The sequence below is a fragment of the Hyphomicrobiales bacterium genome, assembly GCA_039973685.1.
Taxonomy (GTDB): domain Bacteria; phylum Pseudomonadota; class Alphaproteobacteria; order Rhizobiales; family JACESI01; genus JACESI01.
This window is the reverse complement of sequence record JBDWKL010000022.1, coordinates 1-10,204: the sequence shown is the minus strand read 5'-3', so window position 1 is coordinate 10,204 and position 10,204 is coordinate 1. Positions and strand designations below refer to the sequence as shown.

The window sequence follows — 10,204 nt, the reverse complement described above, 5'->3', positions numbered from 1 at the left end:
CCGTGCAGAATTTCTGTCACTGCTTCGTTTGGCGCAGATTATTAAGAAATAACATTCTCACTCCCGAGACTTAAGAACCCTTGTGGGTTTTTAAGCGCGGGGTGGTAATGTTCTGCACCCCGTTTTGCCGTTCGAAAAGTGCTTATACAGGCATTTTTCGGGCGGCTTTTTGCGTTCATCCACAAAATGACGCGATTTGATCGCCCTCATATAGACAAGACTGCCTCATCTCATTATTTCACTCAGTCAAGTATAACGCCAACTGGGATGCAAACATGTCTAAGAGTGAACAGATCACCGCTGCTGTCTTGGTTATTGGCGACGAAATTTTATCTGGCAGAACCAAAGACACCAATTCTGGTTATATAGCTGAGTACCTCACTAATATTGGCGTGGACCTTATGGAAATCCGCGTTGTTTCTGATGACATGGAAACCATCATTGAAACGGTTCGCACTTTGTCGAGCACATACACTTATGTGTTTTCAACCGGCGGTATTGGGCCAACCCATGATGATATTACGGCTGACGCAATGGCGGCGGCTTTCAATGTGGGGATTGACCACAATGACGAAGCAATTGCGATGATGAAGGCGCATTATCCAGCAGATGTTGATTTGAATGAAGCGCGGATGCGGATGGCCCGCATTCCTTTTGGTGCGTCATTGATCGTCAATAAAGCGTCTGCACCTCCAGGCTTCAAAATTGAAAATGTGCATGTGATGGCCGGTGTTCCAGCCGTTATGCGTGCAATGCTTGATGAGGTTGGGCCAACGCTTGCAACTGGCAAGCTTGTTCTTTCTCGCACGCTTCCATTCACCCAAGGTGAGGGGACGATTGCGAAAGGGCTGGGCGCCATACAGGAAGACTTTGACGATGTGTCTATTGGTTCTTATCCAACCATGTTGAACGGTAAATTCGTCACCAATATTGTAATGCGCGGGCGTGATGAACAGCGCCTTGATGCGGCAGAAAAAGCCGTTGCGCACTTAATTGAAACACTAAGCTAGGAACTGGACAATGATCGACCCGACTGCTGATAAATCTTATAATGTTTCGTGGGATCAGTTCCACCGCGATGCCCGCGCTTTAACATGGCGCCTGTCAGAGATTAATCAATGGGAGGCGATTGTCGCGATCACACGCGGTGGGTTGGTGCCTGCTGCGATTGTCGCGCGTGAATTGAACATTCGTCGGATTGAGACCGTCTGTGTTGCCTCTTATCAAAACTACGATAAGCAAGGTGAGCTTGAGGTTATTAAATCTGTCAGCGACGAAGTATTGGCGCTTGGCAAAGAAGGCTCTGGCATTTTGATCGTCGATGATTTGGTCGACACGGGACAGACGGCAGCCGTTGTGCGAGCGATGATGCCGAAAGCGCATTTTGCCACCGTTTACGCCAAACCAAAAGGCCGCCCAATGGTGGATACGTTTATGACTGAGGTGAGCCAAGACACGTGGATTACATTCCCGTGGGATATGGGCCTTGCTTATGCGCCTCCTTTACGTGAAGGCGGTTAGGTCTGTCTTAAACGGATGTAGCTTGTTTTGCTGAGGCTGAGGGTTTCGCGCGGATGAAGAGTTTTTTGAAACCAACACCGTCGATAGAGTAGGGGCGCTCAACCAATACATAGAGCACTACTGAGCCTGCAAAAGCTGCTAACAAAGCGGCCGCCATCAAGAACCAATAAAACAGTTCAGATGTCCATGCAGCTTTGCCCATTACATTTGTGAACACGATAAAGAACGCGTGGATACAAAGACCGTGTATCAGATAAAATGAATAGCTGAGGTTTCCTGCATAGCTTACTGGGCGCCATGCAAAAATTTTGGTGGCCGAGTTATTTGGCATCATTGTGCAATAAATAATCGGCGCGAAAGCCAGAATGAGAAGAGCCTGATTGACAAGGGCTGGCAAAGTAACGCCCAAATCTCCAGAAACACTGAAGAGATAAACCCACGTAAAGCCAAACCACGAAATCAAAGCGAGCGTGCCGCTGCCCTTTGGCAGTGTTTTGTCTTTGGTGATGTTCCAAAATTCCCAAATCAACATACCAACCACGAACATGGCGGCGATATGGTGGTGTCCTGCAAAAATGTGAACGGCAGCAAACAAACCAACCAGCATGCTAATGCGTATACCGAGCGATCTGTTCCAAATGGCCGTGACGGTGAAGAAAATCGGCAGGAAGATGTAGAACGCAAGTTCATAAGACAGCGTCCACGCCACCGTCATCATCGGCTCTATCGGGAACACACCCGGCAAAAGTGCCAAGTTTGCTGTAATGTATTGTAGTTGGTTCCATAACCCATCTGGCAGCTTGCTCTGCGATGGTAGCGCATAAGACAGCACAACATATATGGCAAAAACTGCGAGGAATGCCGGATAGATGCGGCGCAATCTACGGTAGATGAAGGGTAAAATCGGCGTTTTGCCGCGCATCAGTGCGCCATAAAGCAGAAACGCTGAGATGATGAAGAACAAGTTGACTGCGACGTGGGCAAGCGGTTCGAAGTAAACAGCAAACTTCGCAGTCCATGTTTCTGGAGAGAGGTATTTTTCTGCCTGATCATGGAAGTGAGCAAAGAACACAGCTGTTGCTGCCCAACCGCGCATGCCCATTGACGCATCAAATGAGGTCTGCTGCGATGTTGGACGAAGCACCCGTTCAATCAAGGTTTGTTTTTCCATGTTACCCACTATCCATAGAATTTGAAGGGCAGATTAATTGTTAAACGAGAATTATCCGTAAAATGACATGGTTTATCGGATGTAAACAAAAATGGGTGCAAATGCCTAGCGCTTGAAATGACTTTGACTTTTCACTTGCGCTTTAAATTTGTGCTGCTAAACCATGCCCCTATAAATGGTTTGCCCCCTTGGTGAAATTGGTAAACACAGCGGACTTAAAATCCGTAGCCTTCGGGCTTGCCAGTTCAAGTCTGGCAGGGGGCACCATTTTCCTTTAAAATTGACGACTTGAACGCCGCTTACCTGACATCACAGGCGGCGTTGTTTCGCTTGAGGATTTAAAAGCGTTTCCCTGATCTCGAGTTAAATGAGCTTCCAGTTTGTTCTAATTGGTGACTCGTTGCAGATGCCGTCGGTATCACGTTGCTGCTTAGGCAGCTGACTGAATGCTTAAATTATAGACTGCACTGCCTATTTTTTTGCGTTGCACAATTTTCGTGCGTCAGTCAGGTTGCGGCATGATTTCAACGAACGCTTCCATACTTATTGCTGGCGAAACCGTGCATACGCTCACTCTTATAGAGTTGGGCTTGCGCGAGGCTGGGCATGATAACCTTACGGTCACGATGGGCCTTGTCGGTCTTGCTGCGATTATAGAGCAGATCCAACCCCAAGCTATTATTATAGAAATTGGGGCTTCTGCTCACAGTGTGCAGGATGGTGTTCTCCAACTTTGCCGTGCCTTGTCTCTGCCGATGGTGGTGTTTGTCGACAGTTCAACTGAGGCTTTGACACAGTCAGCGATTGAGGCGGGCGTTGCGGCTTATATTATTGATGGCCTTAAAAAAGAGCGCGTGAAACCAATTTTAGAAATGGCGATGAGCCGTTTTGAAGAGCGATCCCGCATGTTGTGTGAATTGGAAAATGCGCGGACTGAACTAGGTGACCGTAAGGTGATTGATCGGGCGAAAGGCTTCTTGATGCAATCTAAAGGGATCAGCGAAGAACAGGCCTATGGGTTGATGCGGAAGACTGCAATGGATCAAAACCGCAAGGTGCGGGATATTGCCAATAACCTGATTTTAGCCGCTGACCTTTTGAAATAATCTCAGCCTGACGCACAAATTTTAGGCAAAAAATATTGCACCGCACAATTTGGGATTCTTTTTAGGCAGTTTCGAATGGCTCTCATCCAGTCATGATCTGTGGAATTCGTATTTATATAGCAATATCAAGTAGTTATATATTTTTATCTCGTTTGGCACACTAGTTGCTAAACAATTAACGCGCAACGAATGCGCTCAAACAAATTTGTCCAACGGCGGACATTACATAAGCAAAGCTGCTCAAAGATCTTACGCGCTGGTTAATCCTCCCAAGGCGCGTGAGTGTTTTTGGGCAGCTTTTTTGTTTCGGCTTCGGCCACTAAACAGGAGTTTCAAAAATGGCGTTTTGGAAAAACACCAAAGATAAATTGATGGTAGCAGGTGCAGGGCTTGTCGGTGCAATGATGACATTGGCCGTCACCTCTTTTACACCAGCCCATGCAGAGGTTTTAGAAGTTGAGAAAGACGAGCTTACGTTTGGCTTTATCAAGCTCACAGATATGGCGCCGCTCGCGGTTGCTGCTGAACTTGGCTACTTTGAAGACGAAGGACTGTTCGTCACGTTAGAACCGCAAGCAAACTGGAAAGTGTTGCTTGACCGTGTGATTACGGGTGAGCTGGACGGGGCGCATATGTTGGCGGGTCAACCGCTTGCTGCGACCATTGGCTTCGGCACAAAAGCTCACATTGTGACGCCGTTCTCTATGGACTTGAATGGCAATGGCATCACAGTCTCAAACGAGATTTGGGATTTGATGAAGCCCAATGTGCCTAAGCAAGCAGACGGCAAACCTCAGCATCCAATTAGTGCATCTGCACTTAAGCCAGTTGTTGAGAAATACATTGACGAAGGCAAGCCTTTTAACATGGGCATGGTGTTCCCAGTTTCCACACACAACTATGAGCTTCGCTATTGGCTAGCTGCTGGTGGTATTCACCCAGGCTTTTACTCAGGAACGGATATATCTGGTCAAATTCAGGCTGAAGCACTGTTGTCTGTGACGCCACCACCACAAATGCCAGCAACACTCGAAGCAGGCACAATCTATGGGTATGCCGTAGGCGAACCATGGAACCAGCAGGCAGTTGTGAAAGGTATCGGTGTTCCCGTGATTACTGACTATGAACTTTGGAAGAATAATCCAGAAAAAGTTTTCGGTCTTACAAAAGAGTTCACTGAGAAAAATCCAAACACAACGATTGCTCTAACAAAGGCGCTTATTCGTGCGGCCAAATGGCTGGATGAAGACAACAATGCCAACCGCCTAAAGGCCGTCGAAATTCTATCACGCCCTGAGTACGTTGGTGCAGACCAAGACGTTATTGCAGCCTCCATGACGGGTACATTTGAATATGAAAAGGGCGACGTTCGCTCTGTGCCAGATTTCAACGTGTTCTACCGTCATTTTGCGACATACCCGTTTTACTCAGATGCAATTTGGTATCTCACACAGATGCGTCGTTGGGGCCAAGTTACGGATCAAAAACCTGATAGCTGGTACGATGAAGTCGCTAAATCTGTGTATCTGCCAAGCATCTATTTGAAAGCTGCGAAGCATCTTGTTGATGAAGGTCACGTCGATCAGAAAGACTTTCCATGGGGAAGCGATGGCTACAAAGCACCAACGCCAGCCGAAGATATCATCGATGGTATTCCTTACAACGGCAAAGAGCCTAACGCTTATCTTGATAGCCTGAATATTGGCTTGAAAGGCAAGCAACAGGTCAAAGGTGATGACGTCGTCGGTGGCTAGCGCTCCGACCTTGTGAGGCGGCATTCCAGAGCTCAATGAGTGCTGCCTCACCTTTAAAACTCTCCCAAGATGATGCGCAATTTTGCGCAACCGACGACAAAAGGTAACGAAAAATGGCAAATGTTTCTGATGCGGGCGCGGACATCGCTGCCCCGAAACGCGAGAAAATTTTTACCCTCATAAACAAAGCAAGTGGCTGGCTTGATGCTCTTGGTTTGTCATGGTTGACGCCAATCCTAAAAATGATTGCTGGCGATAACCCTAAAGAACAGCTGTCTGAATTAAAGCGTGTTCTGCTCATTCCGCTGATTGGCATTATTGGCTTTTTGGTTGCATGGGGCGTGTTGGCGCCGCAAGTTCAAACATCACTCGGTGCCGTGCCTGGACCAGCCCAAGTTTGGGAACAGGTGGGTGTTTTGTGGGCAGACCATCAGCGTGAACGCGCCAAAGAGGTCGCCTTCTTTGAGCGGCAAGAAATACGTAATCAAAAGTTCATTGATGCGGGAAAACCTGAGAAGGTGAAGCAGCGTAAATATACGGGCAAGCCGACCTATTTTGACCAGATCATTACGTCGCTTTTCACCGTTGGTCTTGGCTTCTTGATTGCAACAATCATTGCCGTGCCGCTTGGTATAGCATCCGGCCTATCGCGTAGTTTCAATGGCGCGATTAATCCGCTGGTTCAAATCTTTAAGCCCGTGTCACCGCTGGCGTGGTTGCCCATCGTTACCATGATCGTGGCGGCGACTTATTCCAACCCTTATGACTGGATGCCGAAGTCATTGTTGATTTCTGCGGTGACTGTGACGCTTTGTTCTATGTGGCCAACTTTGATCAACACAGCGCTTGGTGTGGCGTCGGTTGATAAAGACTTGATGAATGTCGGTCGCGTGCTTCAGCTTCCAACTTGGAAGACAGTCACGAAGCTTGTTTTACCATCATCACTGCCGTTGATCTTTACAGGTCTGCGCTTGTCATTGGGTGTGGGCTGGATGGTTCTGATCGCCGCTGAAATGCTCGCGCAAAATCCGGGCCTTGGAAAGTTTGTTTGGGATGAATTCCAAAACGGTTCCTCCACCTCGCTTGCTAAAATTATGGTCGCTGTCGTCACCATCGGTATTATCGGCTTCCTGCTTGATCGTTTGATGTTTGCGCTACAAACCGCCTTCACCTTCTCGGCTAACCGATAGGGGTATAGATCATGACGATTTTAGAAATTTCAAACCTATCAAAACATTATGGAGAGGGCGCTGCCCGCAGTGATGTTTTGACGGATATTAATCTCAAAGTGGAAGAGGGCGAGTTCATTGCGATTGTCGGGTTTTCCGGCTCTGGCAAAACCACGCTTATGTCTCTGCTTGCAGGCCTTATTGAACCGGATGCTGGCGGGATCATTTTCAAGAACAAAGAGATTGATGGCCCAAGTCCTGACCGCGGGATTGTCTTTCAATCCTACTCCTTGCTGCCGTGGCTAACTGTCTATGGAAATGTTGAGCTTGCTGTCTCTGAAGTATTCAAAAAGCAGTCAAAAGCAGAGCGCGCTGCGACCATTGATAAATATATTGATATGGTTGGCTTGTCCCACGCGCGAGATCGCAAGCCCGCCGAACTTTCAGGTGGTATGCGCCAGCGTGTGGCTGTTGCTCGTGCCTTGGCAATGCAGCCTGAATTGCTCTTGCTCGACGAACCACTCTCAGCGCTTGATGCATTGACCCGCGCCAAGCTTCAGGATGAGTTTGCGGATATTTCCGAGAAAGAGAAGAAGACGATCATCCTCATCACTAATGATGTGGATGAGGCAATCTTGCTGGCTGATCGGATTATCCCTTTAACACCAGGGCCAAAGGCGACTTTAGGGCCTGAATTCAAGGTTGATCTTGCAAGGCCCCGTGATCGCGGCGCTATGAACTCGAACGAAGACTTCATCAAGCTGCGTGCAGATGTAACGGCATATTTGATGGAGATTGGCTTAGAGCGTGGTGCTGATTTAGAAAGCGAGATCTTGCTTCCCAATGTGACGCCGTTTTTCAACAAAGATAAGTTGCCGGAAGTTTATGAAAAGGCGACCAAATCTAGCTCGCTAAATGACGATCGTTATCTTGAATTTTCTCAATTGACCAAAGTGTACCCAACACCAAAGGGACCACTGACCGTTATTGAAGATATTGATTTGAAGATGAAGAAGGGTGAATTTATTACCCTGATTGGTCACTCTGGTTGCGGCAAGTCGACGGCACTTTCTATGGTGGCGGGTCTTAATAAAATCACCAAAGGCTCCATCATTCTAGATGGCACGCACGTAACAAATGCAGGTCCTGATCGTGCCGTTGTTTTCCAAGCGCCAAGTCTGCTCCCATGGCTCACGGCTTATGAGAATGTAGAGTTAGGCGTTGAGAAAGTTTATCCAGACGCCAGCAAAGCTGAAAAGCGCGATGTTTGCGAATATTACCTCTCAAAAGTCGGTCTGAGCGATAGCATGAACAAGGCAGCTGTTGATCTTTCAAACGGCATGAAACAACGCGTTGGTATTGCACGCGCCTTTGCTTTGTCTCCTAAGCTTCTGCTTCTCGATGAGCCTTTTGGCATGTTGGACAGTCTCACCCGTTGGGAGCTGCAAGATGTTCTGATGGACGTTTGGAAACGCACGCAGGTGACAGCCATTTGCGTAACCCATGATGTGGATGAAGCCATTTTGTTGGCTGACCGCGTGGTGATGATGTCAAACGGACCAAATGCTCGCATTGGCAACATTATGGAAGTGGATCTACCGCGTCCACGTTCACGCAAAGAACTGTTGAACCACCCAGATTATTACGCTTACCGCGAAGAGCTTCTTGATTTCCTTGAAGCCTATGAAGGTGGCGCTGATCCGAGTGAAGAACAATTAAAATCAATCGAGGAAAAACGCGCGTCACGGATTGCCCGTCAACGCGCTTCAGCTTCGGAGGCTGCAGAGTAATGAATAAACAAAAACTCGTTGTTGTTGGCAACGGTATGGCACCTGGCCGAATTCTTGAAGATCTCTTCGATCAATCGCCTGATGCTTATGATGTCACAATTTTTAACGCTGAACCGCGTGTGAACTATAACCGCCTCATGCTTTCTCCCGTCCTATCTGGAGAAAAGACATATGAAGACATCATCACCCATGATGATGATTGGTACGCAAAGCACGGGATCACGCTTCATAAGGCTGCACGAGTGTCTGCGGTGGACCGTGATGCTAAAACGGTTACTTCTGAAACTGGCATTACTGCATCTTACGACAAGCTCGTGATCGCGACGGGTTCTAACCCGTTCATCATCCCTTTGCCGGGGCATGATCTTGATGGGGTGCTCACCTATCGCGACCTTGATGATGTGGAACGCATGATTGAGGTGTCCCGAGATGAAGGCACTGCTGTCGTCATTGGTGGCGGGCTGCTTGGTCTTGAAGCGGCGGCTGGTCTGAAGATGCAAGGTATGGACGTTGTGGTCTTGCACCTTATGCCAACCTTGATGGAGCGCCAGCTTGATCCTGCTGCTGGTTATCTTTTGGAGCGCGCTTTTGAAGAGCTTGGCATTCGTGTGATGACCAAAGCGAACACTCATGAGATTGTTGGCGAGGACGGTAAAGTTGCAGGCGTGCGGCTTGATGATGGCACGTTGATTGATTGTGAAATGGTCGTTATGGCCGTTGGTATTCGCCCAAGCATGGGGCTTGCAAAAGAGATCGGTCTTGATTGCAATCGCGGTGTGTTGGTGAGCGATGATATGCGTACTTCAGACCCTGACATTTTCTCCGTTGGTGAATGTGTAGAGCACCGCGACCAATGTTACGGCCTTGTCGCGCCGCTTTATGAAATGGCGAGTGTCATTGCTGAGAACTTAACTGGTGGCAAGGCTGAATACACGGGGTCTGTTACTGCAACTAAGCTGAAAGTAACGGGCATTGATCTTTATTCCGCTGGCGACTTTGCTGAAGCGCCGGACCGTGAAGAAATCGTTCTTCGTGATGCATCCAGTGGCGTTTATAAGCGGCTTGTCTTGAAAGATAACAAGATCATCGGTGCTGTTTTGTATGGTGAAACATCTGATGGCCCTTGGTTCTTTGATATGCTGAAGAAGGGAACCGATGTTTCTGAAATGCGCGAAACATTGATCTTTGGCCAAGCCTATCAAGGAGGCGCACCGCTGGACCCCTTGGCGGCCGTTGCAGCCTTACCGGATGATGCAGAAATCTGTGGTTGTAACGGCGTTTGTAAAGGCAAGATCGTTTCAACCATCACGGAGCTGGGTTTAACCTCGCTTGATGATGTGCGCTCACACACAAAGGCATCGGCCTCTTGTGGTACCTGTACGGGGCTTGTCGAGCAATTGATGGTTCACACATTGGGGGACGGTTATAACCCCAATGAGGTCGCTGCCATGTGTCCTTGTACCGACCTTGGCCATGGTGATGTGCGTCGTTTGATCAAGGCGAAAGGCTTGAAAACCATTCCAGCTGTTATGCAAGAGCTTGAATGGTCTACGTCAAATGGCTGTGCCAAATGTCGTCCGGCTCTCAACTATTATCTGGTCTGCGATTGGCCTGATGAATATGCGGATGACTATCAATCCCGCTTCATCAATGAGCGTGTTCACGCGAACATCCAAAAAGATGGAACCTATTC

At 48.2% G+C, this 10,204-nt stretch carries 8 protein-coding genes and 1 tRNA gene; 8 read left to right on the top strand and 1 reads right to left on the bottom strand.

The annotated features are described in order from the left end of the window. The first annotated feature begins 275 nt into the window (after positions 1 to 275). Complete coding sequence (locus ABJO30_07310; protein MEP3232619.1) at positions 276 to 1,010, top strand: molybdopterin-binding protein; 735 nt, start codon at positions 276 to 278, stop codon at positions 1,008 to 1,010. 10 nt (positions 1,011 to 1,020) lie between these two features. Further along, positions 1,021 to 1,521: a xanthine phosphoribosyltransferase gene (gpt, locus tag ABJO30_07305; GenBank protein MEP3232618.1), complete on the top strand. Its 501-nt coding sequence runs from the start codon at positions 1,021 to 1,023 to the stop codon at positions 1,519 to 1,521. A 7-nt stretch (positions 1,522 to 1,528) separates the two neighbouring features. Here gpt and ABJO30_07300 read toward each other — a convergent pair whose 3' ends face one another. Continuing rightward, the gene (locus ABJO30_07300) at positions 1,529 to 2,692 is read right to left on the bottom strand and encodes an acyltransferase (GenBank protein MEP3232617.1); all 1,164 of its coding nucleotides are present in this window, start codon (positions 2,690 to 2,692) and stop codon (positions 1,529 to 1,531) included. A gap of 182 nt (positions 2,693 to 2,874) precedes the next feature. Here ABJO30_07300 and ABJO30_07295 point away from each other — a divergent pair. From ABJO30_07295 to nirB, 6 genes are all read left to right on the top strand, one after another. Then, a tRNA-Leu gene (locus tag ABJO30_07295) sits at positions 2,875 to 2,959 on the top strand. 251 nt (positions 2,960 to 3,210) lie between these two features. Next, positions 3,211 to 3,798 (top strand): ANTAR domain-containing protein, encoded by a 588-nt coding sequence (locus ABJO30_07290; protein ID MEP3232616.1) that lies wholly within the window; start codon positions 3,211 to 3,213, stop codon positions 3,796 to 3,798. A 401-nt stretch (positions 3,799 to 4,199) separates the two neighbouring features. Beyond that, entirely contained in the window at positions 4,200 to 5,552 is a 1,353-nt protein-coding gene (locus ABJO30_07285; protein ID MEP3232615.1) for a CmpA/NrtA family ABC transporter substrate-binding protein, read from the top strand. Positions 5,553 to 5,665: 113 nt separating this feature from the next. Next, positions 5,666 to 6,742, top strand: coding sequence for an ABC transporter permease (locus ABJO30_07280; GenBank protein ID MEP3232614.1), 1,077 nt, complete (start codon positions 5,666 to 5,668; stop codon positions 6,740 to 6,742). Between the two features lie 11 nt (positions 6,743 to 6,753). Then, on the top strand, positions 6,754 to 8,511 hold the full coding sequence (locus ABJO30_07275) for a nitrate ABC transporter ATP-binding protein (protein MEP3232613.1): 1,758 nt from the start codon (positions 6,754 to 6,756) through the stop codon (positions 8,509 to 8,511). Next, on the top strand, positions 8,511 to 10,204 hold a 1,694-nt coding region (gene nirB / locus ABJO30_07270), incomplete at its 3' end, for a nitrite reductase large subunit NirB (protein ID MEP3232612.1). The genes ABJO30_07275 and nirB, both read left to right, overlap by 1 nt.

Excerpts from the sequence above, each read along its gene's own strand:
- ABJO30_07310 (MEP3232619.1), top strand. The coding sequence starts at position 276 with ATGTCTAAGAGTGAACAGATCACCGCTGCTGTCTTGGTTATTGGCGAC.
- gpt (MEP3232618.1), top strand. The coding sequence starts at position 1,021 with ATGATCGACCCGACTGCTGATAAATCTTATAATGTTTCGTGGGATCAG.
- ABJO30_07300 (MEP3232617.1), bottom strand. The coding sequence starts at position 2,692 with ATGGAAAAACAAACCTTGATTGAACGGGTGCTTCGTCCAACATCGCAG.
- ABJO30_07290 (MEP3232616.1), top strand. The coding sequence starts at position 3,211 with ATGATTTCAACGAACGCTTCCATACTTATTGCTGGCGAAACCGTGCAT.
- ABJO30_07285 (MEP3232615.1), top strand. The coding sequence starts at position 4,200 with ATGATGACATTGGCCGTCACCTCTTTTACACCAGCCCATGCAGAGGTT.
- ABJO30_07280 (MEP3232614.1), top strand. The coding sequence starts at position 5,666 with ATGGCAAATGTTTCTGATGCGGGCGCGGACATCGCTGCCCCGAAACGC.
- ABJO30_07275 (MEP3232613.1), top strand. The coding sequence starts at position 6,754 with ATGACGATTTTAGAAATTTCAAACCTATCAAAACATTATGGAGAGGGC.